The sequence below is a fragment of the Burkholderia stabilis genome (assembly GCF_001742165.1).
Lineage (GTDB): Bacteria > Pseudomonadota > Gammaproteobacteria > Burkholderiales > Burkholderiaceae > Burkholderia > Burkholderia stabilis.
The window spans coordinates 1267686-1292523 of record NZ_CP016443.1; the positions used below are offsets into that span (position 1 = coordinate 1267686).

A 24838-nucleotide genomic window follows, 5' to 3' on the forward strand; every position below is an offset into this window, starting at 1 on the left:
GCTCGCGTTTCCGGTGCGACATTGTACGCACGGCCGGACCGGGCGCGAGCCGCAGCGAGACGCCGGCGCTACGCCACGCGGCCGCTCACCGGAATCGATGCGCCGGTGATCGCCTGCGCGTCGGCCGACAGCAGGAAGCCGATCGTCGCGGCGATCTGTTCCGGCCGCACCCAGCGCGTGAAATCCGTATCGGGCATGTCCGCGCGATTCGGCGGCGTATCGATGATGCTCGGCAGGATCGCGTTCACCGTCACGCCGCGATCGAGCAGTTCGGCCGCCAGCGCCTCGGTGAGCCGCGCGACGCCGGCCTTCGCGGCCGCATACGCGCCCATGCCCGCGCCGGCCTTGAACGCCGCGCCCGCGCCGATGTTCACGACGCGGCCGGCCGGGCTCGCCACCAGGTACGGCAGCGCGGCCTTCGACGCGTTCAGCGCGGTCTTCACGTTCAGTTCGTACATGCGGTCCCACGTCGCGGCGTCGCCGTCGGCGATCGTCTGCCACGTGAAAGCGCCGGCGATGTTCAGCAGCGCGTCGACGCGGCCGAATTCGCGCTGCACGATGTCGAGCGCCCGGACGGCCGCCTGCGGATCGACGAGATCGATGCCGCCGATGCGCAACGCATCGGCCGGCACGCCGGGCAGCGCCGGTGCCGCCGGCGCTTCGCCCCGGCCGATCAGCGCGACGCGTGCGCCGCGCTCGCTCAGCCACGCGGCCGTCGCGACGCCCAGATGGCCGAATCCGCCGGTAATCGCGACTGCCTTGCCTTTCAGGTCGTGTTCCATCGATGTTCTCTCCTGGATCGAGGGTTGCTTGATGATGCGTGGTGCATGGTTCATGCCGGCCGCAGCACGAGCGTGCGAGGCCGGCGTGCCGACAGCGTAGCGCCCTTCACGCATCCGTGCGCGCAGCGACGAGATTGCGGCGGCGCAGTTCCTCCGTCGTTTCGCCCCGGTTGCCCGGCTGCCAGCCCGGCGGCAGCATCACGAAGCGGATCGCGGTCCACACGTCGCGGGCCGTCGCGACGTCGCGCACGAGGCTCGCCCAGTGTTCGAGCTCGACGACGAACGGATTGCGCGAGCGGGTCGGCGTGACGAGGCCGTAGCGGCACGGCTCGTCGGCGCGTTCGGCGACATAGGTGCCGAACAGCCGGTCGAACACGATCAGCACACCGCCGTAGTTCGCATCGAGGTAGTCGAGGTTCGACGCATGGTGCACACGATGCGCGGACGGCGTGTTGAACACGTATTCGAGCCAACCGAGCTTCGGCATCCACGTGTTGTGCAGCCAGAACTGGTACATCAGGTTGAACGACAGGATCGCGAGCACGGCTTCCGGACGCACGCCGAGCCACACGAGCGGCGTGAAGAACATCGCGGCGCCGGCGATCTTGCCGGTCCAGCCGAGACGGAACGCGGACGACAGCGTCAGCTGGTTCGGCGAATGATGCACTGCATGGGTCGACCAGAAGAAGCGCACGCGATGCGACGCGCGGTGATACCAGTAGTAGCAGAACTCCTGGCCGACGAACACGAGCAGCGCGAGCGCGACGCTGTGCAGCGGAATCGTGAAGAGCCGGTGCGCCCAGGCGAAATCGAAGACCGGCGTGGCGAGCGACAGCGGCACCAGCGCGAGCAGCTTGCGGCCCGCGAGATCGGCGAGCGACAGCCAGACTTCGTTCCAGTCGAACGGTTCGGGCTGGCGGCTGCGGCGCCACGTGAGCACCGCCGCCTCGACAAGCGAGACGGCGACGATGAAGAGTGTGACGAAGTACGCGAGCTTTCCTGTGGTCATGAGCATGATGGGTCTTTCCTTCGGTTGAGTCGGACGCGTCATGTGCGGCACGTGCTGCCATCGCGTCGGATGGAACGCACTGTAGTGGGCGCGAAACGGAAAGACCACGGATGAAATGTGTCGCCGTATGTCGCCGGGAAATGCGTTCGGGCGGTGTGCAGTGGTCGTTGGCGCGCGTGGCCTGGCGACGGGACGGTTCGCGCCAGCGAGTGCTTTGGGCCTTCGGGAAATGTGTCGCCGTATGTCGTGGCGGAGCCGATCGACGACTTGTGCGATACGCGGCGACGGATGCGGCGGCGTGACATACGAACGCTGCCGTTGCCGAGTGATTCGCGGCTCGCGTATTCGGCATTCATCGGAAGGTTTGCCGCAACGGCTGCATGTCGCGAAGCAACGCATGCCGCGTCGTGATCGTGCATCGTGCATTGCCTGCTTTTAATGTGCGTGACGTGCCTCCGCGCATGCAAGGATCGGCCGGCAAATATGTCGCCGCATGTCGCCACGACACACTTCCGGATGGCGCACGCCGCGCGCCGATCAATTCCTCCGTACCTCACTGCCACGCGACTGCATCGCCGGCAGCCTTGCCCGACGCGGCATGCCCGCGATCCGCACGGACGACGCACGCATTCGTCGTACCGAAAAACACGCGCCACGTGTAACACCGCGACATCTTTTATGACGCGACTGGCGCGCGCTGCCGTCCTAAAGTTCGTCCCGTCGCCACGCCACCGCGTGCACCGAAACGAACCGCAAGGACACCCGATGAAAACCCGCTTCCTCGTCACCGCCGCCGCTCTCGTCACGCTCGCCAGCGCGCCGGCCTTCGCCGGCTGGTCCGGCCACGGCACCGCCTACACGCCGCGCGGCACCTACAGCGGCGCGCATGCCGGCTCGTGCGGCGGCGGCAGCTGCTCGCACGCCGGCGGCGTGATCGGCCGCGGCGGCGGCCTCGCAACCAATACGGGCACCGTCACGCGCACCGCGCCGGGCCAGTTCTCGAACAGCGGCACCGCCGTCGGCCCCAACGGGCGCTCGGTCGAGCACAACGGCGACACGAGCTGCGCGGACGGCACCTGCTCGCATACCGGTTCGCTGACGGGCTCGGACGGCCGCAGCGCATCGACGTCGGGCAGCGTGACGCGCAACGGCCCAGGCCAGTACGCGTCGAGCGGCACGATCACCGGATCGGGCGGCAACACGGCCAGCCACACGGCGTCGACGAATTGCGCGGGGTCGACCTGCTCGCGCTCGGGCACCGTGACGGGTACGGATGGCGGCAGCGTCACGCATTCCGGCAGCGCGACGCGCGTCGCACCCGGCGTCGTGACGACGTCGGGCGGCTCGACCATCGTTCATGGCGGTACGGTGTCGACCGGCGGCACGGCGGTGATTCACGGCAGCACGGCGGCCGGCGGCACGGTCGTCGTGGCGGGAGGAACGGTGCCGGTGCCCGTCGCGCCGCCCCGCCGGCTGCGGTGATCGTGACGCCGCCAGTTACCGCCACGGTCGCTGTCGCGCCGCCGGCGCCGGCTGCCGTCGTCGTCGCGGCGCCGCCGGCTCCGGCCGCTGTCGTCGTCACGCCTGCGCCGCCCAAAACCGTCGTCGTCGCACCGCCGCCGAAAGTCGTGCATGTTGCGCCGCCGAAAGCGGTCGTGATTGCACCTGCCCCGGCCCCGCGCATCGTCTACGTCGCACCGCCCCCGCCGAAGGTCCTGTACCTCGCACCGCCGCTGCCGCGTTCCGTGTACGTCGCCCCGCGCGCCGTGTATGTCGCTCACCCGCCGCGCGCGGTCGTCTGGGTGCCCGCCCACTGGGCCGGCCGCATCTGGGTGCCTGCTCACTGGGCGTAACCCGATATCGATCCGTTTCGTTTTCCACCCGTTTCCGTTTCATCAACCACCCGGCCGGCGCAGACCGTCGGCCACGCAAGGAGAAACCCCATGAAGTCCATCAAGAAGATGATTGCCGTCGTCGTTTTGTGTATCGTCTCAGCAGCAGCGTCGGCCCAGCAGATGCCGGCGGGCGCGGCGAACGGCGGCGCACGCGTCGAACATGCGCTGATGCAGTTGCAGGCCCGCTTCGCCAGCGCGAACACGACGCACGACGGCAAGCTCACCCGCGAGCAGGCCGCCGCGGGCATGCCGATGGTCGCGCAGCATTTCGACGAGATCGACACGCAGCGCAACGGCTATGTCACGCTCGCGCAGATCGCCGGCTTCATGCGCCAGCGCATGGCGGCCCGCTGACCGACAACGAGCGTGCGGCCGCGCGGCCGTACCGGGAGGCAGCCGATGGAACAGTCCAGCAAGATCATCGTGCTCGACGACGAAGCCGAGTTGCGCAACATGCTGCAGCGCTTCCTGACCGGCCAGGGCTTCCAGGTCCGCGCGGTTGCCGACGGCAAGCGGCTCGATCGCCTGCTGCAGCGCGAACCGTACGACTTGCTGGTGCTCGACCTGATGATGGAACCCGAGGACGGCCTGAGCGTGTGCCGGCGCCTGCGCGCCGAAGGCCACACGCTGCCGATCCTGATGCTGACCGCGAAAGGCGACGCGGCCGACAAGGTCGTCGGCCTCGAAACCGGCGCCGACGATTACCTGGCCAAGCCGTTTCTCCCCGACGAACTCGTTGCGCGCGTGCGTGCGCTGCTGCGGCGGCAGAAGATGGCGGCCGGCGAACCGACGGTGACGTCGCAACGATTGCGCTTCGGCGCGTTCACGTTCGACGTCGGCCAGCAGACGCTGATGCGCGACGGCGCGCTCGTCGAGATCCATTCGGCGCAGATGCTGCTGTTGCACGCGCTCGGCTCGTCGCCGAACCGCGCGGTGAGCCGCGAGAACCTGCTCGCCCGCGCGCGCGGCCGCGACCACGACGCACTCGATCGCAGCGTCGACGTGCAGATCCTGCGGCTGCGCCAGATCGTCGAGGACGATCCCGGCAAACCGCGCTTCATCAAGACCGTCTGGGGCATCGGCTACATGCTGGTGGCCGGCGTCGAGACGTGATGCGACTCCCGCTGCCGCGCTCGCTGCTCGCGCGCAACATCGCGCTGCTGGTGGCGCTCGTCGCGCTGTCGCTCGCCTGTTCGCTCGCCGTGCTGCTCCACTACGTGCAGCGCCCGCGCATCGAACGCGCGTCGATCATCTTCTCCGACTACGTGCAATTGCTCGACCGTACGCTGGCCGCCGTGCCGCCGGACGCGGGCCGCGCGATGGCCGCGCAGCTCGGCGGCCAGACATCGCCGCCGCCCGCTGCGCCGCCGGGTGCGCCGAACCTGTCGGCCTTCTTCCGCGCCTGGCAGCGCGACGTGTTCATGCAGGCGCTCGAACGCCACCTGCCGCCCGGGCTGCCGGCGCGCTGGCAATCGGGCGACGACGAACGCCTGTGGATCCGGCTGCATGCGGCCGGCTCGCCCGTCTGGGTGCCGCTGCCGATGGCCGCCGACGCGCAGGCGAGCGGCATCACGACGGCCCTCGCGCTGTCGGTCGGGCTGGCGCTGCTCGCTGCGCTGACCGGCTATCTGATCCAGCTCCACTTGAACCGGCCGCTCGACGCGCTGGCACGGGCGGCGCAGCGCGTGAGCGCGGGCGAGCGCCCGCCGCCGCTGCCGACCGACGGCCCGACCGAAATCGCCGACGTGAGCCGTGCGTTCAACCAAATGGCCGACGCGCTGCAACAGGCGGAAGCGACCCGCTCGCTGATGCTGGCCGGCGTGTCGCACGACATTCGCACGCCGCTCACCAAGCTGCGCCTCGCGATCGCGATGGCGCTGCCGCGCGGCACCCATGACGCGCTCACCGCCTCGGCCGAGCATTATCTGGACCAGATCGATACGATCCTGCAGCAATTCATGGACTACGCCGGCAGCGGCGAGCGCGAAACGCCGCAACCCGGCGACCTGAATGCGCTGATCGGCCAGCTCGTCGCGGATTTCGCGGGGCTCGGTCACGAATTCGAATTCGACGAAGGCGATGTGCCCGTGTTCGCGTTCCGCCCGATCAGCCTGATGCGGCTGCTGATGAACCTGATGCAGAACGCCGTCGTGTATGGACGTACGGGCCTCGGCGTACGTACCTGGACCGAACGGGGCATCGCATATGCGGTGGTCGGCGATCGCGGCAACGGCATCGGCGCCGCCGAACTCGAACGACTGAAGGCGCCGTTCAGCCGGGGCGCGAACGCGCGCAGCCATGCGGGCGGCACCGGCCTCGGCCTCGCGATCGTCGAGCGGATCGCCCGCCTGCACGGCGGCTCGCTGACGTTTCGCGACCGCGACGGCGGCGGCCTGGAGGCCGTCGTCGCGCTGCCGCTCGATTCGTCAGCGCCGGGCCGCCCGTCGCTGACGGCCTGATGACCTGACGGCTTGACGGCCGCCCGCGCCGGCGCGTGACATGCGCCGACATAATTCCTGCGTGGCGCGCCGCGCCCGACCTCCGCATACTTGCGCCTGCGTGTTGCGCAACGGCATGACAACCCTTCTCCGCCAGCGTCCACGCCCCGCTTCCGATCGTTCGCGTTCCTGAATGCCGCGACAGTATCGGCACCTTCATCCAGGCAACGGAGATCGACATGTTCACTTCCCTTCACGCACTTGCCGCACAGGCCAAACGTCTGACCAGTGCCGCGCTGATCGCGAGCGCGCTCGCCATGACCGGCTGCGCATCGACCGCGATCACGGCCACGACCTCCGTGCCGGCGGCACGCGCACTGCCGCAGGTTCACGCGGACGTCGTGTATGTATCCGCTTTCGACGTGGGCGCAACCGACGTCAAGGTCGACGGCGGGATGATCAGCAAGCTCGCGACCCTCGCGCACGGTTCATCCGCCGACGTGCAGCGCCAGCAGAGCGCGCTAAGACCCGCGCGCAGCTCGCCGACGCGCTCGTGCGCGAACTCCGGTCGCAAGGCCTGCCCGCGCTGCGCGCCGACGGCCCGGTGCCCGACGACCGCGACGCGCTGGTCATCGAAGGCCGATTCGAGACGATTGACGCCGGCAACCGCCGCCGGCGCGTGCTGATCGGCCTCGGCGCGGGCAAGAGCGAAGTGGGCGCGTCGGTCACCGTGCTGTTCCAGCCGGCCCACGGCGCACCGCAGCCGCTCCATACGTTCTCCGCCAGCGCGAACAGCGGCCACCTGCCCGGCATGGTGGAAACCGCCGGGGTCGGCGCGGCGGCCGGCCGCCTCGCGACGTCGGCAGCGGTCGGCGCCGGCCTGCACGGCGCGTCGGAAGCCAAGCACGACACGGTGGCATCCGATACGGACCGGCTCGCACGCTCGATCGCGAAGCAGCTCGCCACGCAGAACGCGGCGAACGCATGGCTGCCGACGGCGGTGGCGAGCTGACGCATCGCCGCTCTGCACGCGCGACGCAGGGCGGTGCGCGGTGCGCGGTGCGCGGTGTGCGGTGTGCGGTGTGCGGTGTGCGCCGTGCGCCGTGCGCCGTGCGCCGTGCGCCGTGCGGCAGGCAGCAGGCAGCAGGCAGCAGGCAGCAGGCAGCAGGCAGGCGAGCATGCGGACGGCCGGGCATAATGCGCAAGGCTCGTCCGCTGCAGCCCGCGCCGCAATCGTGCTGCACGATCCGACAGCCCTCGCCATTCCCGTCTCGAATCCTGAATCTCAACCCGTCAATTTCATGCAAGTACTCGTCGTTGGAACCGGCAAGCTGGCTAATGAGCTGCTCGGCTCGCACAAGCTCGACCCGTCAACCTGTCGCGTGATGCCGTGGTCGGACAACGTGCGTAGCGACACCCGACGTAGCGACGCCCGATCGATCGTCGTGCATGCCGGTTCCGGCCGCGAACTCCCCGCCGCGATCGCGTTCTGCCAGGCCACTGCATCGCCGCTCGTCGAACTCTCCACCGGCTCCGACCTCGAAACCGGATCGCACGGCTTCCCGGTCGTGCTCTGTCCGAACACGAACATCCTGATGCTCAAGTTCATGAGCATGCTGGAAACCAGCGGCCATCTGTTTCGCGACTGCGAAATCAGCCTGATGGAGTCGCATCAGGCGGGCAAGACGTCCGTGCCCGGCACGGCCGTCGGCATCGGCCAGTCGCTCGGCGTGCGGCCGGAGGACATCCGCTCCGTACGCGACCCGGACGTGCAGCGCAGCGAATTCGGCATCCCCGACGATCAGCTCGGCCGCCATGCGGTGCACCGGATACGCATCGACGACGGCGCGTGCAGCCTGCAGTTCGAATCGCGCGTGGTCGGCGCGACACCCTACGCGGACGGCGTATCGCGGATCGTCGAAGCCGTCCGGCAGCACGCGCTCGAGAACCGCCGCTATTCGATCGTCGAGTTCATCCGCAACGGCTGGCTGTAGTCGCGACGACGATACCCTTCACGGCCGACGATCGCCCCGCAGCAAGCGCATCGCCGGCCACGGCCTCGTCGCGGCCGTTGCTCTTGCGGGTTCATCGTTACCCGTCTCCCAGCACCGCCCCGCTCTCCGGCAACGTCGCACCGCCATCGACGACGATCGTCTGCCCTGTGATGTACGCAGCGTCCGCCGACGCGAGAAACAGCATCGCGTTGGCGATATCCTCCGGCTCGCCCATCCGCGCCAGCGGAATGTCGCGCGCGATCTGCGCCGCGACCGACGCGTCGCCGAGATTGCCGGCCGCCGGCGTGCGGATCATCCCGGGCTCGACGCCGTTGACCGTCACGTTGCGGCGCGCGAGCTCCAGCGCCGCCGCGCGGATGAAGCCGTTCACGCCGGCCTTCGACGCCGCATAATGCGCGAGCCCCGGATACACGACACGCGGCCCCGTCACCGACGAGGTAACGAGTAGCCGCCCGGCCCCCGCACGCTCGAATGCCGGCAACGCCGCCTGCGCGAGCCAGAACAGCGCCGACAGGTTGACCGACAGCGTCCGTTCGAGTGTCGGCTCGTCGATCTGCGTGAACGGCGTCAGCGGGAAATACGCGGCGTTGTGCACGACGACATCGAGCCGGCCGGCGTCGCGCTCGACCGCCGCGACCAGCGCGACCAGCTCGTCGCGGCTGGCAGCATCCACCCGATAGGCACGCGCATCGCCGCCGGCGCTGGCAAGCGCATCGGCCTGCGCGGCGGCGGCCTCGCCGTTCAGGTCGGCGATCGCGACGAACGCGTCGGATTCCGCGAAACGGCGCGCGATCGCCGCGCCGATCCCTTGCGCGGCGCCGGTGACGAGCACGACGCGCCCGCTGAAATCCGCGCGCAGGCGGCCGCTGCCCGGCACGGCAGTCATCGCCGCGCCTCCTCGTCGCCGAGCGGATGCACGGTTTCGTTCAGCACCTGCGCATGCGCGCCGATCTGGAAATTCGACAGCGTGCCGAAATCGCCGCCCTGGTAGCCGAAGATCTTGCCGTCGGTCTTGCGCTGCGCGAGATCGATCAGCACGACGCCGAGCGTCGGCACCACCTTTTCGCGCCACACGAACAGGTACAGCTCGCTGGCGATCCTGAAGTAATGGCACCGGTCGACATCGGCCAGCCCGCCTTCGACGCCCTGCAGGCACTGCCACGCGTAGAAATTCTCGTTCAGGTAGATGTGCTCGTAGCATTCGGTCGGGCTGTAGCGGTACATCGTCCGCTTGCCGATCAGCTCGCGCGTGAGCGCATGCAGCGGCCCCGGCTGTGCATGGCCGCCGAGCGTGCCGTGCCGGAACTCGGTATCGACGGCCGTGAGCGGCAACCCGCGTGCGACGCGCGTGAACGCGTCGATGCGCGTATCGGCTTCCGTCGGCAGCGTGCCGACGACCGACGTCCACACGCCGTCGTCGAGATCGATCACGAGACTGACCGACGTCGCGCGGGCGGCCGAGTCGATGTAATCAACGAAGTACAGCCCGTCGCGCAGCCGCGTCACGCGGCACGGCTCGCGGCCGCCCGCGTCGGTTGCCGCATCGCGCCATTGCAGCGCGCCGGGTTCGAACGTATAGACGCGCCACGCGCCCGTTGCGTCGTTGAGCGTCAGCGTACGCCCGGCGAGCGCGTCGACGGGCGCGAGGATGTTCGCTTCCGGCGCGAAACCATCCGCGAGCGCGCCAACCTGAATGAATACCGGATCCTGTCGTTCCACCTGCCGTCTCCCGCGCAGCTTCAGGCCCGGCGGGCCGTGTACGCTGCTCATGTGCACATGGTGCGGGTTGCGCACGCCGCGCGGTATCCGCCAAAAGGATGAAGGGCGCACGGCGCCGGAACGCGCTAAAGTGCACGAAATCCGCGCCGCACCCGGCGCGAGGAGCGCACATGCACCGTGTCACCCACTACCGGCGGACTTGCGAAGGCATCGAGGCGATCAGCCTCGAATCCGACCGTGCGTTTCCGCGCCACGCGCACGACGAATTCGGGGTCGGTGTGATCGTCAGCGGCGCGCACCGGTCGTGGAGCGGCCGCGGGCAGGTCGACGCGCTCGCCGGCGACGCGATCATGGTCAACCCGGGCGAAATGCACGACGGTTCGCCGATCGATGCCGGCACGGGCCGGCGCTGGCGGATGCTGTACCTCGCGCCCGCGCTGGTTGCGGGTGTCGCGGCGGAAGAAGGTCTGGGCGGCGTCGAGCTCGCGCATCCGGCGGTGCGCGACGCGCGGCTCGCAGCCGCCGTCGGGCGGCTGCATGCGCGCATCGTCGCCGGGGAAACCCAGCCGCTCGCGCGCGACGAGGCGCTCGTGATGCTCGTCGCCGGGCTCCTCGCCCGGCACGCGAACCGCGCGCCGCCGGCAGCCGGCGTTGCACCGGCGATCCGCGTCGCACGGGAGCGACTCGACGCGGCGCCGGCCGCGCCCGTTTCGCTCGCCGAGTTGGCCGACCTGAGCGGCGTGAGTCGCTTCCAGTTGTTGCGCGGGTTTGCGCGCGAACTCGGCATCACGCCGCACGCGTACCTGATCCAGTCGCGCGCGCGGCTGGCGCGCACGCTGCTCGCCGGCGGCCTGCCGATCGCGGATGCCGCGGCCGAAGCCGGCTTTGCCGATCAGAGCCACCTGACGCGCGCATTCGCACGCCAGTTCGGGATCACACCGGGGCGGTTCACGCAGGCGGTTTGATGCTGCCGTGATTCCGGCGCGAAGCCGCTGGACGAGCGGCCATCGGCGATTGTTGATCGTTGCGGCTTGGGTGGCGCAGCGCGCCGATGCAAGCGCCCTGCTCGATGCATTCGGCGGACTCGATGCGCCTACCCGAGTCCGAGCCCGAGCCCTAAGACCAAACCCAAGCCCAAGCCCGCGCTGCAATTTCGTTCAAGACGGCCACCGCCGCCATACGCGACGATGCGGCGCATGAAAACACGACTGATTGGCTATCTCTATCTCGCCGCCGCGATGGCGGGCGTCGGCAGCACCGTCATCGCGAGCCGTCTCGCGGCGAGCGGCCTGCCGCCGTTCGCGGCCACGGCGTTGCGCTTCCTGATCGCGACCCCGCTGCTGTTCGCGCTGATGCGCGCGCAGCGCATGCGCTGGCCGCGCATTTCCGCACGCGACGCGGTACTGCTCGTCATCCAGGCTGCGGCAGGCGGTGTCGGCTACACCGTGCTGTTGATCAGCGGCACGAAGCTTTCGTCACCGCTCGACGCGGGAGTGATGCTGGGCACGCTGCCGGCAATGTCAACGCTGATCGCGGCCGTCGTGCTGCGCGAGCGGCAGACACCGCGCGACTGGTTGGCCGCCGCGCTCGCAACGGCCGGCGTACTGTTCGTCACGTTCGCGCCCGGCCAGACGATGCCGTCGCTCCAGACGCTGGCCGGCGATGCGCTGGTGCTGGCCGCCGTCGCATGCGAAGCCGTATTCATCCTGCTCAACCGGCGGCTCGCCGCACCGTTGCCGCCGCTCGCGCTGTCCACCGCGATGTCGGGCCTCGGCTTCGTGCTCGCATTCGTGCCGGCTGCATTCGAATGGCACGCGGTGGCGGCCGGCTGGACCGTCGGCGCCGTGTCGGCGATCGCCTACTACGCGCTCGTGCCGACCGTGCTCGGCTACCTGTGCTGGTATGCCGGTTCGGCACGCACGAGCGGCACCGAAGCCGCGCTGTTCACGGCGGTCGCGCCGGTCTCGGCCGTACTGTTCGCAGTCGCGCTGTTCGGCGAGACGCTGAACGGCACGCGTGTCGCCGGCATCGCACTCGTCGTCGCGGGCATGCTCGTCGGCGCCACACGCCGGCGCGAACCGTCAGCCCGGACACGCACCGCAGAGCCGGCGAAGCCGGGACAGCCGGCCCGCTCCGCGCCGTCGACGCAAACCGCCGTCGACTGATCCGCGTTCGTCACGTCATTGCGGCAGCGGCGGTCGCTTCGTCCCGCCGCACTGCCCGTCGATCCCCTCGTTCCGACGCCGCCGTCTGCGACTGTAGGAATGTGTCCGCACACTGCAAAACCGTTGCGCGCCACCTCGCAAGATGCAATATTCGCGTGGCCGGGACCTTTGACAACCATCGAACAATAATTCGCCAAACAATGAACAGGAAGGAAGCCAAGACAAGAATCGCGGTGCTGCTGTCCGCGGGAACGAGGAAGGCCGACGTGCTGGCCGATCTGTCCGGACAGGGGCTCAAGGATCGCGTGCTCGCGGGCCTGATCGCATCGCGCGCCGATCCCGAACGCTGCCGCAAGAACAAGGTTCACGTCCGGATCCTGGTCGCGCTCGGCATCGCCCAGTTGGCGATCAGCCTCGCGCTCGCGTATTACATCTCCGCCACCGCCGGCACTGGCATCGTGTTGCTGTTCCTCGCGCTGACCGTGCCGCTGTCACTGCTGTTCATCTGGGGATTCGCGACCCATCGCGTCGGCGCATATCACGCGTTCATCCTGCTGTCGCTACTGCAACTGCCGAAGACCATCGCCGATCTCGGTCGCGATCCGTCGACGGCGCTGCCGAGCCTCGTCATCACGATCCTGCTCGTGGGCTACGTGTGGTTCGTCCGCAACCGGATCTTCCCCGACTACGGCTGGTTGACGCCGCGCAAGGTCGAAGGCCGCTACGCATTCGTGGAACACGCCTGACACCGCCGGCACCCGCGCAGCCCGAAAAAAAGGCGCCGGGCCGCCCCGCAATCGCGGGACGGCCCGGCGCCTTCTGCATTCCGGAACCCGTCGACTTACTTGGCCTTTTCAGCCGAATCGCTGATCGCCTGGCCACCCTTCGAAATGTCCTGGCCCATGCCGGCAACCGTATTGCAACCGGCCAGCGCGGCGGTTACCACCAGAAGCATTGCAGCAATCGTACGCGTCATTCTCGTTCTCCTTCGAATCAACAAGCCCGACCGGGCGAATCGTATGCGGCGCGGCGCCCCGCAAGCTGCCGGGCACGGGGCCTGACCTGATTATACGGAGACGGACGCCGCGCGCCAGTACGAACCTGTCGGGTGTCACACGCACCGCACAACCGGTTCTCGCAGATTTTCCTTGACTTCATTGCGGCAGGAACTAATATACGCACCGCGTATATTTTCCGCCAGGAGCCGCCGATGACCGTTCCCCAGCAAGCCTTCCTCCGCGACGCGATGCGCCGCCTCAACATGACCCGCGAAGCGTTCGCCAATCGCATCGGCGTCAGCCGGCGCGCGCTGGACACGTGGCTGCTGCCCGACGATTCGCAGGAATCGCGCGGGATGCCCGAGATCGTCGAGCGCTTCGTGTCGGAAATCGTCGAGCGCTCGGCACCGGATGGCAGCATCTATACGCAAAGCGTAGATAATCAGGGGCTCTCCAAGCAGTTCCTGTTCGAAGGCAAGCCGCAGCTGCTGTCGGTCGACCAGTTCTCGCGGGAATCGGTCGAGGCGCTGTTCCGTGTTGCCGACGTGATGCAGCCGATCGCGCGGCGCCACAAGGTTTCGCGTGTGCTGGAAGGCGCCGTGCTCGGCAACCTGTTCTTCGAGGCAAGCACGCGCACCCGCGTATCGTTCGGCGCGGCCTTCTGCCGGCTGGGCGGCTCGGTGTGCGACACGACGGGCTTCACGTTCTCGTCGATGGCCAAGGGCGAATCGATCTACGACACGAGCCGCGTGATGGCCGGGTACGTCGACGCGCTCGTGATCCGCCACCCGGAAAAAGGCTCGGTGGCCGAGTTCGCGCGCGCAACCAACCTGCCGGTGATCAACGGCGGCGACGGCCCTGGCGAGCACCCGAGCCAGGCGCTGCTCGATCTCTATACGATCCAGCGTGAATTCTCGCGGCTCGGGAAGATCGTCGACGGCGCGCACATCGCGCTGGTCGGCGATCTCAAGTACGGCCGCACGGTGCACTCGCTCGTCAAGCTGCTCGCGCTGTACCGCGGGCTCAAGTTCACGCTCGTGTCGCCGCCGACGCTCGAGATGCCGGCGTACATCATCGACCAGATCTCGACGAACGGCCATGTGATCGAGCAGACGACCGACCTCGCGGCCGGGCTGCGCGGCGCGGATGTCGTGTACGCGACGCGCATCCAGAAGGAGCGCTTCACCGACGAATCGTTCGAAGGCTACACGCCGGATTTCCAGATCAATCAGGCGCTCGTCGACTCGGTCTGCAAGCCCGACACGCTGATCATGCACCCGCTGCCGCGCGACAGCCGGCCCGGCGCGAACGACCTGTCGGTCGACCTGAACCGCGACCCGCGCCTCGCGATCTTCCGGCAGACCGACAACGGCATTCCGGTGCGGATGGCGATCTTCGCGGTGCTGCTCGGCGTCGAGAACCTCGTGCAGCATTCGATGCGCGATGCGACGTGGCGCCCGCCGGCGTATCTCGGGCCGGAGGATGCGGTGTTTCACGGGGTTGATTGAGCGGAACGACGGAAGACGCCTCAGTCAGGCACGATCGTTCGATGAAAAGCGCGCCGTGTTACCCGGCGCGCTTCATTTTTTGCGCGAGCACATGATGATTGCCCGAACGGCTGACGCTTACGAGGCCCACGGATCGATCACGCGTAACCCCGCCGCTTCGAATGGAGCAACGTCGCGCGTCGCGACGATCAGGCCGTTCGCCTCGGCCGTTGCCGCAACGAAGCAGTCGGCCGGAGCGATTGCATTGCCTGCGGCACGGACTCGCGCGCGAATGCTCGCATACGCCGCACCTGCCGCCTCGTCAAACGGCAGGATCCGGCCTCGAAACAGCGGCACGATGCGATGCTCGAGGTTCTGATGCAACGCCTCCCGCCTTCGCCCTTCCGGCAACGTCGCGATACCGAACCGCATTTCGGCGAGACCAATCGCGGCCAGGAACAGCGTCTCGACGTTCTGTGCATCGAGCCACTCGACCACAGCCGCGCTCGGCTCACGTCGCAGTGGCTCGGAAATGACGCTTACATCAACAAGGATCATTCGAAGCTCATCGGATCAGTTGACGTCTTGTCACGCTCGACGTCGAAATCGCCCCCCCCGGCCTCCCGCCCAATTTCCGCCAGTAGCGTGCCCAGCTTGAGGCGGCCGCTCGACAGAACAGCTTGCTCAAGAATGTCGCGCACCTCGGCTTCAGTGCTGCGCCCATGCTTGGCTGCACGAACCCGAAGGGCGCGATGCACTTCGTCGGGCAAATTTCGGATGGTCATCACCGGCATGATGCATTCCTGCAAATTGCTTTCAATGCAGTCATATGAGCACTTTGCATTCACCAGAATTGCCTGCGATGTGATCACTCTAATTCACCCGTCAAACCCTTGACACTCGGCCGTTTGGCCAGCTTCCACGCCCACTCCTCCCCGCAACATTCGTCAACAATTCCACACAAACACGAACAAGAACGCTTCTCATTTAACATGAAATTACATAGAATGCCGGCTGAAAACAAATCGTAATAATTCCCGGCGGCGTGCACCTTCCTGTAGCGCCTTGCCTCCGGGGCCACACCGCGAGGTCGATGCGCATCATGAAGTCCCGTTCCGACGAGTTGAAGCTCGGTAAATTCACCACCTTGTGCAGCGTGCTCGCCGCGAGCCCCGCCTTCGCCGACGGCACGCCGCCCGCCCCGTCCAGCACCGAAGGCCATCTCGCGCCGATCGAGATCCAGGGCAAGACCGAGCACAGCTACAAGGCCGACTTTTCCGCTTCCGCGAAATTCACCGCGCCGCTCGTCGACACGCCGAAGTCCGTCACCGTGATCCCGCAGGAACTGATCCGGAACAGCGGTGCGTCGACGCTGACCGAAGCGCTGCGCACCGTGCCGGGTATCACGTTCGGCGCCGGCGAAGGCGGCAACCCGCTCGGCGACCGCCCGTTCATCCGCGGCTACGACACGCAGGGCAGCATGTTCGTCGACGGCATGCGCGACACGGGCGCCACGACGCGCGAGATCTTCAACACCGAACGCGTCGAAATCACCAAGGGTTCCGACGGCGCATACGGCGGCCGCGGCGGCGCGGGCGGCAGCATCAACCTGATCACGAAAGCCCCGCACCTCGGCACGACGGCCAGCGCGAGCGCGGGCCTCGGCACCGACCGCTATCGCCGCTTCACGGCCGACGGCAACTGGCAGTTCGCCGATCACGCCGCGTTCCGCCTGAACCTGATGAGCCACAACAACGACGTCGCCGGCCGCGACGCCGTCAACAACGAACGCTGGGGCGTCGCGCCGTCGATCGCATTCGGCCTCGGCACGTCGACGCGCGTGACCGCGAGCTACTACCACCTGTCGACGGACGACATGCCCGACAGCGGCATCCCGTACTTCTATACGACGTCGAACAAGCCCGCGAACGTCGACACGATCTATCCGGCGCCCGTCGATCGCCACAACTTCTACGGGCTGATCGACCGCGACTTCCGCAAGACCACGTCGGACATCAGCACGATCAAGATCGAACACGACATCACGCCAGGGCTGACGGTCCGCAACACCACGCGCTACACCGAATCGACGCAGGACTACATCTGGACGCAGCCGGACGACAGCCAGGGCAACGTGGTCAACGGCAAGGTCTGGCGCCGCAACAACAACCGCAACAGCTCGATCAACAGCATCGCGAACCTGACCGAGCTGTTTGGCGAATTCCGCACCGGCCCGTTCAAGCACAGCTTCACGACCGGCATCGAGCTGTCGCGCGAGTGGGGCAAGCGCGATTCGTACAACGTCGCAACGGATAACGGCAAGATCTGCCAGAAAGGCATCGGCGCGGCGTCGGGCTACAACTGCACGAGCCTGTGGTCGCCGAACCCGAACGATCCGTGGGCCGGTTCGATCACACGCGCCAACGACTACGCGCATGCGCGCACCACGACGAAGTCGATCTACGGCTTCGACACGATCGAGATCACACCGCGCTGGCAGGTGAACGCCGGCGTGCGCGTCGACGACTACTCGACCCGCTTCACCGACACCAAGGCAAACGGCGGCAAGACCACCACGCGCGACGACACGCTCGTGAACTGGCAGGCCGGCCTCGTGTTCAAGCCCGCGCAGAACGGCAGCATCTATGCGTCGTATGCAACTTCGTCGACGCCGGCCGGCATGCTGCTCGGCGAAGGCAGCGAAACGCAGTCGCTCACGCCGGGCCGCGGCGGCGTCGGCCAGAACGCCGACCAGCTGTCGCCGGAGAAGAACCGCAGCATCGAGCTCGGCACGAAGTGGAACGTGCTGAACGACAAGCTGTCGCTGACCGCCGCGCTGTTCCAGATCGACACGACGAACGCGCGCGTCACGCTGCCGAACAACCAGTACGCGATGGTCGGCAACAAGCGCGTGCAGGGTCTCGAACTCGGCGTCGCGGGCCAGATCACGAAGCAGTGGCAGGTGTTCGGCGGCTACACGTACATGAAGAGCGAGCTGCGTGACAACGGCAAGGACAGCGCGAACAACGGCAACCGCTTCCCGAACACGCCGAAGCACAGCCTCACGATGTGGTCGAACTACGACGTGACGCCGAAGTTCACCGTCGGCGGCGGCGCGTTCTACATGTCGGAAGTGTTCGGCGATCCCGCGAACCTGCGCGCCGTGCCGTCGTACTGGCGCTTCGACGCGATGGCGCAGTACCGGATCAACAAGAAGCTCGACCTGCAGCTGAACGTGAACAACCTGTTCAACCGCACGTACTTCGATCAGGCGTATCCGGCGCACTACGCGTCGATCGCACCGGGCCGCTCGGCGTTCGTCACGCTGAACGCGCGCTACTGATCGATGGAGGCCGTGTCGCTGAAGGCGCTCGCGTCGGTGTCGCCGCGCGAGTTCGCCGACATCCTGGCCGGGCCGCCCGAGCGCGCCGCCGCGTGGGTCGCGGCGGCGGCCGACAACGGCATCGTCGATGCGCAGGCCGTCTACGGGCAGTATCTGCTCGACGGGCATGGCGTCGCGCGTGACCCGGCTGCCGCGTTCGACTGGTTCGGGCACGCCGCGCGGGCCGGCCATCCGATGGCGATGAACATGCTCGGCCGCTGCTACGAGTTCGGCTGGGGCACGGCCGCGTGCGCGCCGGTCGCCGTGTACTGGTACCGGCTCGCCGCGCAGGCGGGGCTCGACTGGGGCATGTACAACTACGCGACGGCGCTCGCGCTCGGCAACGGCGTAGACGAGAACCGCGCCGACGCGCTCGACTGGTTCCGCCGCGCGGCCGCGCTCGGCCATGCGAAATCGATCAACCTGATCGGCGGCTTCTACGAGGACGGCTGGGTCGTATCCGTCGACCCCGACGCCGCGTTCGACCACTATCGCCGCGCGGCCGTTGCCGGCGACTTCCGCGGCCAGTTCAACCTTGCACGGCTGCTCGCCGAGCGCGGGCGCATCGACGAAGCGCTCACGTGGCTCGCGCGCGTGCCGGCCACCGCGACGCCCGCGTTCATCGCGAAGATGCGCGCGTATCTCGCATCGTCGCCGCTCGACGCATTTCGGGCGGCCGCGATGCAACTCACGCCGCATCCCATGGAATCCGCAACATGATGCTTCACATCCCCGGCGTATTGACCAAGGCGCAGGTCGCGCAATGCCGCGACCTGCTCGATGCGGCCGAATGGACCGACGGCAACGCGACGTCCGGCGCGCAGTCCGCGCTCGCTAAACGCAACCGGCAATTGCCGGAAGGCTCGCCGGCTGCGCGGGCGGTCGGCGATGCGATCCAGGATGCACTTGCGCGCCACCCGCTGTTCTTCTCGGCGGCGCTGCCGCTCAAGGTGTTTCCGCCGCTGTTCAATCGTTACGAAGGCGGCGAGACGTTCGGCACGCACGTCGACAACGCGATCCGGCTGCTGCGCGGCACGGATTTCCGCGTGCGCAGCGATCTGTCGGCGACGCTGTTTCTCGAGGAACCCGATGCATACGACGGCGGCGAGCTGTGTGTCGAGGACACGTACGGCGTGCATCGCGCGAAGCTGCCGGCGGGCGACCTGTTGCTGTATCCGGCGTCGAGCCTGCATCACGTGACGCCCGTGACGCGCGGCGAGCGCGTTGCGTCGTTCTTCTGGATCCAGAGCATGGTGCGCGACGATGGGGATCGCACGCTGCTGTTCCAGCTCGATACGCAGATTCAGGCGCTTTCCGCGGAAAAGAGTGCGAAAGATCCGATGGTCATTGCGTTGACCGGGATTTATCACAATCTGCTGAGGAAGTGGGCGGATGCGTAGCGCGCACCGCCAGGGAAACGGCTTCTTACGCCTGCCCTCCCCGATCGGCCAGCCAAAGCCTTAGCCGCTTGCTGCGCTCCCCGGTGCATCATAAAATGACCATTGTCAAATGACTATGCTCATATCATGATGCCACACGCTCCCGTTTCGAAATCCGAATTCAAGGCTCGCGCACTCGAATACTTCCGGCTCGTCGAGGCGTCGGGCGAAAGCCTGATCGTCACCGATCACGGCAAACCAACGCTCGAGATCCGGCCGTATCACGCACGCGAGGCTCAGCCGTTGGACATATTGCGCGGCACGGTCATGCGCTACGACAATCCTCTCGATCCGATTGCGGAAGATGATTGGGAGGCGTCGCGGTGATCGTGCTGGATACGCATGCATTGGTGTGGTGGGTGGCGGGCGACGCTTCGCTCAGCAAGAAAGCGCGCAGCGCGATCGAGCGCGCGCGGAGCGAAGGCGCGCTCGCCGCATCCGCGATCTCCGCGTGGGAGATTGCGATGCTCGTGCGCAACGAGCGGCTGGCGCTGTCGATGGAAGTCGACGCATGGCTCGCCACGGTCGCGCAAATCGACGGGATGCGCTTCGTGCCCGTCGACGCCGACATCGCCGCGAAATCCACCACCCTGCCCGGCACGTTCCACAAGGATCCGGCCGACCGCATGATCGTCGCCACCGCGCGGCGGCTCGGCGCGCCGCTCGTCACCCGCGACGAAAAAATCCGCGCATACGCGCATGTGAAGACGCTTTGGTGAGCGTGGCGGGTCCACCGGCAAAACCAGGGCACATCCTCCGCCGAACGCTGCCATATCGTCGATTCGTCCGACCAAAACGATCCTGATCGGCCTCATGCGACGCAGTACGCGTCCCGGGCGACCGGCTTCACGAATTACCTGTCGAAATGGCGGCATTGGTCGTTCGGCAACCGCCATTGGGCCGTGATACAACGCGAATCGCACGCAATCTACGGCCCCGCCGAGGAAAACCCGCTCGACGCAGCCGCCGATCGACATTCTTTCCGATGAAAACAGGCAAGCCCCGGTAACACCCTCACTTGCCGATCCCTGCCCGCTCCCGCACAATCGCGGCACCTGCCTCACATCCCCCCGCGCCGATGTCCTATGCGTCATTCGCCACCGGCGTCCTGCTCGCCGGCGGTCTTGGTCAACGCTTCGACCCGAGCGGCCTGCACAGCAAGCTGCTGGCGTTGTTGCCCGACGGCACGCCTGTTGCGGTCGCGGCCGCCCGCCATCTCGCGGCGATCACGTCCGACGTCATCGCCGTCGTGCGTCCCGGCGCCGAAAAACTCGCGATTCTGCTGAACGAAGCCGGCTGTCAGGTCGTCTACGCGCCCGACACCGTGCGTGGCATGGGCGCGAGCCTCGCGGCCGGCGTACGCGCGACCCCCGACGCGAGCGGCTGGCTCGTCGCGCTCGCCGACATGCCGTGGATCGCGGCCCCCACCTACGAAGCCGTCACGCGCGCGCTCGACGCCGAAAACGCGTCGATCGTCGCGCCCGCGCATCGCGGCGTGCGCGGCCATCCGGTCGGCTTCGCCGCGCACCACTTCGATGCGCTCGCCGCACTCGACGGCGACACGGGCGCCCGCGCGCTGTTCGCCAGCGCGCCGGTCCGGCTGCTCGACGTCGACGATCCCGGCATCCTGCGCGATGTCGATACGCCCGCGGATTTACGCTGACCGCGATCGCGCAGTGAGCCCATCGCGGAATTCCGCGAGAATGCCCCCAGCCAAGGGTTTCGCCTGTGCGACACGACCCGCCGCAAGAATCCCGCTGCAAACGCGCGGCCGATTGGCTATAACGGAGACGAGGCGCACCCGCCGCCGCCCCGCCACCGTCCTGCCTTGCGCGAGTTCCCCATGAGCGATCACACGACCCCGACGCCCGAGCCCCCGGCCGACCCGAACCGCGATCCGGAAGACGACCCGCTGTCGTCGCCGCCAGGCCATCACGACAACCCGCAGCAACCGGACGGGCCGCCGAGCAAGGACCCCGTTTAAACGCGCGCCGGCCACCCGCGCATTCGCCCCTGTTTCCCGCGGCGCGCGGCCGCCGGCAAAGCGGCACTGCACGCCGTCACCTATCGCGCCGTATACCCGCCGTCGATCGGCAGCGACACGCCGCTGATCATCGATGCCGCATCGCTCAGCAAGAACAGGATCGGCTCGACCACCTCGTCCGGCTCCGCGAATCGTCCGAGCGGAATCGCCGCCAGCATCGGCGCGCGCTTCTCCGGCTCGCTCCACGCGAATTGCGCCATCGGCGTGAGCGTGACGGTCGGGTTCACGCTGTTCACGCGGATGCCGTGCGGCCCGAGCTCGATGCACAGCACGCGCGTGATCGCGTCCATCGCCGCCTTCGACGCGCAATAGCTCAGATGCGCAGGCAGGCCGACGAGCGCGGCCTGGCTCGACACGTTGACGATGCTGCCGCGCGCGCGCGCCGCGCCGCGTCCGTCGCATTCGATCATCTTCCGCGCGACGGCCCGCGCCACGAGCGCCGCGCCGCGCGCGTTGACGGCCATCACCTGATCGAAATGCGCCGCGCCGACCTCGAGCGCCGGTTCGAGCGACGCGACGCCCGCGCAATTGACGAGGCCGTCGAACGCACGATGCGCGGCGAGCGCCGCATCGATCGCATGTTCGTCGCCGCCGACATCGAGGCGCACCGTCTCGCACGCGATCTCGCCGGCGAGCGCATCGAGCGCGGCGCTGTCGCGCGCCGCCGCGACAACCTGTGCGCCCGCATGCGCGAGCGCCACCGCGCATGCGCGCCCGATCCCGCTCGATGCGCCCGTGACGAGCATCCGCGCACCGCTGAAATCGAATCGTGTGTTCATGATGACGTGCCCAGCTTGTGCATGATCGGCTTGAGTGCCGGATACAGCGCGGTGTAGAGCGCGAAACGCGCGTCGTACGTCGTTGCGCGCTCGGCATCGGGCCGCGCACGCTCAACCAGCGTGACCCAGCCACCTTGTGCATCGTTGACCGACACGAGCCCCACGCCGACACCCGCGAGCAGTGCCGCCCCCATCGCGGCCTCGACGTCCTGCCCGATCGTCCACACCGGGAAACCCGTCACGTCCGCGATGATCTGCATCCACAGCGCCGAATGCGCGGCCCCGCCGACGACGATCAGCCGATCGTCCAGCGCCGCCGCGCCGCGGCGGCCGGCCTCGATGTTGTGCCGCAACGCGAACGCGACACCTTCGAGCACCGCGCGATAGAGATGCGCGCGCGTATGGGCGAGACTGAGCCCGACGAACGCGCCGCTCGCCTTCGCATCCCACACCGGGCTGCGCTCGCCCATCAGGTACGGCAGGAACAGCACGCCGTCGGCGCCGGCCGGCACGCTTTCGGCCGCGTCCTCGAGCAGCACGTGCGGATCGCCGTGCGGCAGCAAGCGCGCCGCATCGATTTCCGCATGGCAGAACTGGTCGCGAAACCACGCGACCGACGCGCCGGCTGTGATCGCGCCGCCGAACACGTACAGGTCGCGCTGCCCGTTGAACACGTGCGGCATGCTGACGAGACCGTGCCGCGCATCGACATGCTGGCTCACGTAACCCCAGCACATGCTGGTGCCGATCATCGCGACGTGCTGCCCCGCGCGCGTCGCACCGGCCGCGAAGGTCGCGACGGCGGCGTCGACGCCGCCCGCGACGACCGGCGTGCCGGCCGGCAGCCCGAGCTGCCCGGTCCATTGCGACAGCAGCCCGCCGACGACGTCCGTCGATTCGACGAGCCGCTCGGGCATCATCGTCGCCGGGATGCCGAGCATGTCGAGCGCGTCGTCCGACCACTCGCGGCGCGCGACGTCGTACACGCCGCCGATGTTGCCGGCCGAGCTGTGATCGACCGCGACCTCGCCGGTCAGCAGATAGATCACGTACGCGTTCGGCGGCAGGAAGTAGCGCACGTTCGCCCACACGTCGGGACGCTGGTCGCGCAGCCACAGCATCTTCGTGAACCCGTAGTAGCTGTCGACGCCGTTGCCCGTGATCACGCGCAGCCGCTCGACGTTCACCTGTTCGTTGACCCGCTCGACCTCCGCGGTCGCGCGCCGGTCCATCCAGATCAGGCACGGATGAAGCGGCCGCATGTCGGCGTCGACCGGAATGCCCGAGCCGCCGTACAGGCTGCTCACGCAGACCGCGCGGATCGCGTCGGCCGGCACGCCCTGCGCGCGCGCATCGCTCACGCAGCCGGCGACGCATTCGAGCACGGCGCCGAACCATACCTGCGGCCATTGCTCGGCCCACAACGGACGCGGCGTATCGGGCTGGTAGCCGGCCGAGCGCCGCGCGACGATCGTGCCGTGCCGGTCGACGAGCAGCGCCTTGGTGCTCTGCGTGCCGATATCGACGCCTATGACGTATTCCATGATGTCTCCGGTGAGGCGCGCGTCGGCTTTCAGCGGGCCGGCTTCAGCAGCACCTTGATCGATTCGGGCGATTTCGCGACGCGGATCGCGTCGTCCCAGTCCTCGAGCGCGAAACCGTGCGTGACGATGCCTTTCGACGTGACGAGCCCGCGCGCGAGCAGGTCGATCGCGATCGGGTAACAGTATGGCCCGAGATGCGCGCCGCGCACGTCGAGCTCCTTGCGATCGCCGATGATCGACCAGTCGACGGTCGCATCCTCGCCGAACACGCTGAACTCGACGAAGCGGCCGAGCTTGCGGATCAGGTCGAGCCCCTGGCTCACGCCGACGGGCGCACCGGTCGTCTCGATGTAGACGTCGCAGCCGTAACCGTCGGTCAGCGCGCGGACGATCTCGCGCGCGTCGTCGCGCTTCGGGTTGATCGTCACGTCGGCGCCGTATTCGCGCGCGAGTTCGAGCCGCTCGTCGATCAGGTCGATCACGACGAGTTTCTTCGGCGTCTTCAGGCGCGCGACCTGCGTCATCATCAGCCCGAGCGGGCCCGCGCCCGCGATCACGACAACGTCGTCGAGCTGGACGTCGCCGCGGTTCACCGTATGGATCGCGCACGACAGCGGCTCGATGATCGCGGCGTCTTCCAGCGACACGCCAAGCGGAATCCGGTGGACGATCGCGGTCGGCGGAATACGCATGTACTCGGCCATCCCGCCGTCGGCGACCTCGCGCTGGAAGCCGAAGATGTTGTGCACTTCGCACATCCAGTACTGGCCCGACTTGCAATAGCGGCACTTACCGCACGGCACGATCTGCTCGGCGATCACGCGGTCGCCCAGTGCCACGCCGAAATGTTCGGCCGCGCCGTCGCCGAGCGCTTCGACGTAACCGAAGAATTCATGGCCGGGAATCACGGGCGCCTTCACCCACGGGTTCGGGCCGCCCCAGAACATCTTCGCGCCCGTATAGCACTTGCAGTCGCTCGCGCAGATCCCGCACGCGGCGATGCGGATCACGAGTTCGTTCGGGCCGGGGCGCGGCTTCGCGACCTGTTCGACGCGATAATCCTCGGGGCCGTGGCAGACGACCGCGGTCATCCGCGGCTGGGCTTCGGGTGTCGTCATGAGTGTTCTCTTTCGGTGATGATT

The 24838-nt window shown here is 68.0% G+C and carries 26 protein-coding genes and 1 pseudogene; 17 read left to right on the forward strand and 10 right to left on the reverse strand.

What is annotated here, in order from left to right; all coding sequences use genetic code 11:
* Positions 1 to 68: 68 nt before the first annotated feature.
* Both BBJ41_RS23645 and BBJ41_RS23650 read right to left on the reverse strand, forming a co-directional pair.
* Positions 69 to 782, reverse strand: coding sequence for an SDR family NAD(P)-dependent oxidoreductase (locus tag BBJ41_RS23645; RefSeq protein ID WP_069748702.1), 714 nt, complete (start codon positions 780 to 782; stop codon positions 69 to 71).
* Between the two features lie 106 nt (positions 783 to 888).
* Positions 889 to 1797: a sterol desaturase family protein gene (locus BBJ41_RS23650; RefSeq protein ID WP_069750341.1), complete on the reverse strand. Its 909-nt coding sequence runs from the start codon at positions 1795 to 1797 to the stop codon at positions 889 to 891.
* A gap of 759 nt (positions 1798 to 2556) precedes the next feature.
* Here BBJ41_RS23650 and BBJ41_RS23655 point away from each other — a divergent pair.
* The 6 genes and pseudogenes from BBJ41_RS23655 to BBJ41_RS23680 all read left to right on the forward strand — a co-directional run bounded on the left by BBJ41_RS23655 (position 2557) and on the right by BBJ41_RS23680 (position 8118).
* Positions 2557 to 3644, forward strand: a pseudogene (locus BBJ41_RS23655) (hypothetical protein).
* Between the two features lie 90 nt (positions 3645 to 3734).
* Positions 3735 to 4040 carry an EF-hand domain-containing protein gene (locus BBJ41_RS23660; protein ID WP_122170019.1) on the forward strand — a complete coding sequence of 102 codons (306 nt, stop codon included), beginning with the start codon at positions 3735 to 3737 and terminating at the stop codon, positions 4038 to 4040.
* Positions 4041 to 4085: 45 nt separating this feature from the next.
* Positions 4086 to 4799 (forward strand): response regulator, encoded by a 714-nt coding sequence (locus BBJ41_RS23665; RefSeq protein ID WP_069748703.1) that lies wholly within the window; start codon positions 4086 to 4088, stop codon positions 4797 to 4799.
* Positions 4799 to 6145: an ATP-binding protein gene (locus tag BBJ41_RS23670; RefSeq protein ID WP_069748704.1), complete on the forward strand. Its 1347-nt coding sequence runs from the start codon at positions 4799 to 4801 to the stop codon at positions 6143 to 6145. The genes BBJ41_RS23665 and BBJ41_RS23670 overlap by 1 nt, the downstream gene beginning before the upstream one ends.
* Positions 6146 to 6677: 532 nt before the next feature.
* Positions 6678 to 7136: a DUF4410 domain-containing protein gene (locus BBJ41_RS42015; protein WP_335650561.1), complete on the forward strand. Its 459-nt coding sequence runs from the start codon at positions 6678 to 6680 to the stop codon at positions 7134 to 7136.
* Positions 7137 to 7425: 289 nt separating this feature from the next.
* Complete coding sequence (locus BBJ41_RS23680; RefSeq protein ID WP_069748705.1) at positions 7426 to 8118, forward strand: dihydrodipicolinate reductase; 693 nt, start codon at positions 7426 to 7428, stop codon at positions 8116 to 8118.
* Between the two features lie 97 nt (positions 8119 to 8215).
* Here the strand turns inward: BBJ41_RS23680 and BBJ41_RS23685 are convergent, their stop codons facing one another.
* Positions 8216 to 9025 (reverse strand): SDR family oxidoreductase, encoded by an 810-nt coding sequence (locus tag BBJ41_RS23685; RefSeq protein WP_069748706.1) that lies wholly within the window; start codon positions 9023 to 9025, stop codon positions 8216 to 8218.
* Positions 9022 to 9858 carry a molybdenum cofactor biosynthesis F family protein gene (locus BBJ41_RS23690; RefSeq protein ID WP_069750343.1) on the reverse strand — a complete coding sequence of 279 codons (837 nt, stop codon included), beginning with the start codon at positions 9856 to 9858 and terminating at the stop codon, positions 9022 to 9024. The genes BBJ41_RS23685 and BBJ41_RS23690 overlap by 4 nt, the downstream gene beginning before the upstream one ends.
* Positions 9859 to 10028: 170 nt before the next feature.
* Between BBJ41_RS23690 and BBJ41_RS23695 the strand changes: the two genes are divergently transcribed.
* The 3 genes from BBJ41_RS23695 (at position 10029) to BBJ41_RS23705 (ending at position 12769) form a co-directional block, all read left to right on the forward strand.
* Positions 10029 to 10823, forward strand: coding sequence for an AraC family transcriptional regulator (locus BBJ41_RS23695; RefSeq protein ID WP_069748707.1), 795 nt, complete (start codon positions 10029 to 10031; stop codon positions 10821 to 10823).
* Positions 10824 to 11054: 231 nt separating this feature from the next.
* Positions 11055 to 12023 (forward strand): DMT family transporter, encoded by a 969-nt coding sequence (locus BBJ41_RS23700; protein WP_069750344.1) that lies wholly within the window; start codon positions 11055 to 11057, stop codon positions 12021 to 12023.
* Between the two features lie 200 nt (positions 12024 to 12223).
* Entirely contained in the window at positions 12224 to 12769 is a 546-nt protein-coding gene (locus tag BBJ41_RS23705) for a permease (protein WP_069748708.1), read from the forward strand.
* A gap of 95 nt (positions 12770 to 12864) precedes the next feature.
* Here the strand turns inward: BBJ41_RS23705 and BBJ41_RS23710 are convergent, their stop codons facing one another.
* Positions 12865 to 12999 carry an entericidin A/B family lipoprotein gene (locus BBJ41_RS23710; protein ID WP_034204471.1) on the reverse strand — a complete coding sequence of 45 codons (135 nt, stop codon included), beginning with the start codon at positions 12997 to 12999 and terminating at the stop codon, positions 12865 to 12867.
* A gap of 234 nt (positions 13000 to 13233) precedes the next feature.
* Here BBJ41_RS23710 and BBJ41_RS23715 point away from each other — a divergent pair, with 234 nt between their 5' ends.
* Positions 13234 to 14529, forward strand: a complete 1296-nt coding sequence (locus tag BBJ41_RS23715) for an aspartate carbamoyltransferase (RefSeq protein WP_069748709.1) — start codon at positions 13234 to 13236, stop codon at positions 14527 to 14529.
* 117 nt (positions 14530 to 14646) lie between these two features.
* On the opposite strand, the gene BBJ41_RS23720 is transcribed toward BBJ41_RS23715, so the two are convergent.
* The gene (locus tag BBJ41_RS23720) at positions 14647 to 15066 is read right to left on the reverse strand and encodes a type II toxin-antitoxin system VapC family toxin (protein ID WP_069748710.1); all 420 of its coding nucleotides are present in this window, start codon (positions 15064 to 15066) and stop codon (positions 14647 to 14649) included.
* Complete coding sequence (locus tag BBJ41_RS23725; RefSeq protein ID WP_069748711.1) at positions 15063 to 15302, reverse strand: FitA-like ribbon-helix-helix domain-containing protein; 240 nt, start codon at positions 15300 to 15302, stop codon at positions 15063 to 15065. Before BBJ41_RS23725 ends, BBJ41_RS23720 begins: the two co-directional genes overlap by 4 nt.
* 308 nt (positions 15303 to 15610) lie before the next feature.
* Here BBJ41_RS23725 and BBJ41_RS23730 point away from each other — a divergent pair, with 308 nt between their 5' ends.
* The 7 genes from BBJ41_RS23730 (at position 15611) to BBJ41_RS41235 (ending at position 21313) form a co-directional block, all read left to right on the forward strand.
* Complete coding sequence (locus BBJ41_RS23730; RefSeq protein ID WP_069748712.1) at positions 15611 to 17851, forward strand: TonB-dependent receptor; 2241 nt, start codon at positions 15611 to 15613, stop codon at positions 17849 to 17851.
* A 3-nt stretch (positions 17852 to 17854) separates the two neighbouring features.
* Positions 17855 to 18610, forward strand: a complete 756-nt coding sequence (locus BBJ41_RS23735) for a tetratricopeptide repeat protein (protein WP_069748713.1) — start codon at positions 17855 to 17857, stop codon at positions 18608 to 18610.
* Positions 18607 to 19290, forward strand: coding sequence for a Fe2+-dependent dioxygenase (locus tag BBJ41_RS23740; protein ID WP_069748714.1), 684 nt, complete (start codon positions 18607 to 18609; stop codon positions 19288 to 19290). The genes BBJ41_RS23735 and BBJ41_RS23740 overlap by 4 nt, the downstream gene beginning before the upstream one ends.
* Before the next feature lie 126 nt (positions 19291 to 19416).
* On the forward strand, positions 19417 to 19656 hold the full coding sequence (locus BBJ41_RS23745) for a type II toxin-antitoxin system Phd/YefM family antitoxin (RefSeq protein WP_069748715.1): 240 nt from the start codon (positions 19417 to 19419) through the stop codon (positions 19654 to 19656).
* On the forward strand, positions 19653 to 20048 hold the full coding sequence (locus tag BBJ41_RS23750; protein ID WP_069750345.1) for a type II toxin-antitoxin system VapC family toxin: 396 nt from the start codon (positions 19653 to 19655) through the stop codon (positions 20046 to 20048). The genes BBJ41_RS23745 and BBJ41_RS23750 overlap by 4 nt, the downstream gene beginning before the upstream one ends.
* Before the next feature lie 359 nt (positions 20049 to 20407).
* A complete protein-coding gene (locus BBJ41_RS23755) occupies positions 20408 to 20992 on the forward strand; it encodes a nucleotidyltransferase family protein (protein ID WP_069748716.1) in 585 nt (194 codons plus the stop codon).
* 180 nt (positions 20993 to 21172) lie between these two features.
* Entirely contained in the window at positions 21173 to 21313 is a 141-nt protein-coding gene (locus BBJ41_RS41235; RefSeq protein ID WP_163012928.1) for a hypothetical protein, read from the forward strand.
* A gap of 80 nt (positions 21314 to 21393) precedes the next feature.
* Here the strand turns inward: BBJ41_RS41235 and BBJ41_RS23760 are convergent, their stop codons facing one another.
* The 3 genes from BBJ41_RS23760 to BBJ41_RS23770 are packed head-to-tail and all read right to left on the reverse strand — an operon-like array spanning position 21394 to position 24814.
* Entirely contained in the window at positions 21394 to 22152 is a 759-nt protein-coding gene (locus tag BBJ41_RS23760; protein ID WP_069748717.1) for an SDR family oxidoreductase, read from the reverse strand.
* Entirely contained in the window at positions 22149 to 23696 is a 1548-nt protein-coding gene (locus tag BBJ41_RS23765; protein ID WP_069748718.1) for an FGGY-family carbohydrate kinase, read from the reverse strand. The genes BBJ41_RS23760 and BBJ41_RS23765 overlap by 4 nt, the downstream gene beginning before the upstream one ends.
* Positions 23697 to 23725: 29 nt before the next feature.
* Positions 23726 to 24814, reverse strand: coding sequence for an alcohol dehydrogenase catalytic domain-containing protein (locus tag BBJ41_RS23770; protein ID WP_069748719.1), 1089 nt, complete (start codon positions 24812 to 24814; stop codon positions 23726 to 23728).
* Between the last annotated feature and the right edge of the window lie 24 nt (positions 24815 to 24838).

Bases quoted from the DNA above. Each gene is read 5' to 3' on its own strand.
- BBJ41_RS23765 (WP_069748718.1), bottom strand. From the start codon at position 23,696: ATGGAATACGTCATAGGCGTCGATATCGGCACGCAGAGCACCAAGGCG.
- BBJ41_RS23720 (WP_069748710.1), bottom strand. From the start codon at position 15,066: ATGATCCTTGTTGATGTAAGCGTCATTTCCGAGCCACTGCGACGTGAG.
- BBJ41_RS23770 (WP_069748719.1), bottom strand. From the start codon at position 24,814: ATGACGACACCCGAAGCCCAGCCGCGGATGACCGCGGTCGTCTGCCAC.
- BBJ41_RS23745 (WP_069748715.1), top strand. From the start codon at position 19,417: ATGATGCCACACGCTCCCGTTTCGAAATCCGAATTCAAGGCTCGCGCA.
- BBJ41_RS23695 (WP_069748707.1), top strand. From the start codon at position 10,029: ATGCACCGTGTCACCCACTACCGGCGGACTTGCGAAGGCATCGAGGCG.
- BBJ41_RS23730 (WP_069748712.1), top strand. From the start codon at position 15,611: ATGAAGTCCCGTTCCGACGAGTTGAAGCTCGGTAAATTCACCACCTTG.
- BBJ41_RS23650 (WP_069750341.1), bottom strand. From the start codon at position 1,797: ATGCTCATGACCACAGGAAAGCTCGCGTACTTCGTCACACTCTTCATC.
- BBJ41_RS23685 (WP_069748706.1), bottom strand. From the start codon at position 9,025: ATGACTGCCGTGCCGGGCAGCGGCCGCCTGCGCGCGGATTTCAGCGGG.
- BBJ41_RS23705 (WP_069748708.1), top strand. From the start codon at position 12,224: ATGAACAGGAAGGAAGCCAAGACAAGAATCGCGGTGCTGCTGTCCGCG.
- BBJ41_RS23710 (WP_034204471.1), bottom strand. From the start codon at position 12,999: ATGACGCGTACGATTGCTGCAATGCTTCTGGTGGTAACCGCCGCGCTG.
- BBJ41_RS23760 (WP_069748717.1), bottom strand. From the start codon at position 22,152: ATGAACACACGATTCGATTTCAGCGGTGCGCGGATGCTCGTCACGGGC.
- BBJ41_RS23670 (WP_069748704.1), top strand. From the start codon at position 4,799: ATGCGACTCCCGCTGCCGCGCTCGCTGCTCGCGCGCAACATCGCGCTG.
- BBJ41_RS23700 (WP_069750344.1), top strand. From the start codon at position 11,055: ATGAAAACACGACTGATTGGCTATCTCTATCTCGCCGCCGCGATGGCG.
- BBJ41_RS23645 (WP_069748702.1), bottom strand. From the start codon at position 782: ATGGAACACGACCTGAAAGGCAAGGCAGTCGCGATTACCGGCGGATTC.
- BBJ41_RS41235 (WP_163012928.1), top strand. From the start codon at position 21,173: ATGAGCGATCACACGACCCCGACGCCCGAGCCCCCGGCCGACCCGAAC.
- BBJ41_RS23715 (WP_069748709.1), top strand. From the start codon at position 13,234: ATGACCGTTCCCCAGCAAGCCTTCCTCCGCGACGCGATGCGCCGCCTC.
- BBJ41_RS23660 (WP_122170019.1), top strand. From the start codon at position 3,735: ATGAAGTCCATCAAGAAGATGATTGCCGTCGTCGTTTTGTGTATCGTC.
- BBJ41_RS23740 (WP_069748714.1), top strand. From the start codon at position 18,607: ATGATGCTTCACATCCCCGGCGTATTGACCAAGGCGCAGGTCGCGCAA.
- BBJ41_RS23755 (WP_069748716.1), top strand. From the start codon at position 20,408: ATGTCCTATGCGTCATTCGCCACCGGCGTCCTGCTCGCCGGCGGTCTT.
- BBJ41_RS23735 (WP_069748713.1), top strand. From the start codon at position 17,855: ATGGAGGCCGTGTCGCTGAAGGCGCTCGCGTCGGTGTCGCCGCGCGAG.
- BBJ41_RS23665 (WP_069748703.1), top strand. From the start codon at position 4,086: ATGGAACAGTCCAGCAAGATCATCGTGCTCGACGACGAAGCCGAGTTG.
- BBJ41_RS23725 (WP_069748711.1), bottom strand. From the start codon at position 15,302: ATGCCGGTGATGACCATCCGAAATTTGCCCGACGAAGTGCATCGCGCC.
- BBJ41_RS23680 (WP_069748705.1), top strand. From the start codon at position 7,426: ATGCAAGTACTCGTCGTTGGAACCGGCAAGCTGGCTAATGAGCTGCTC.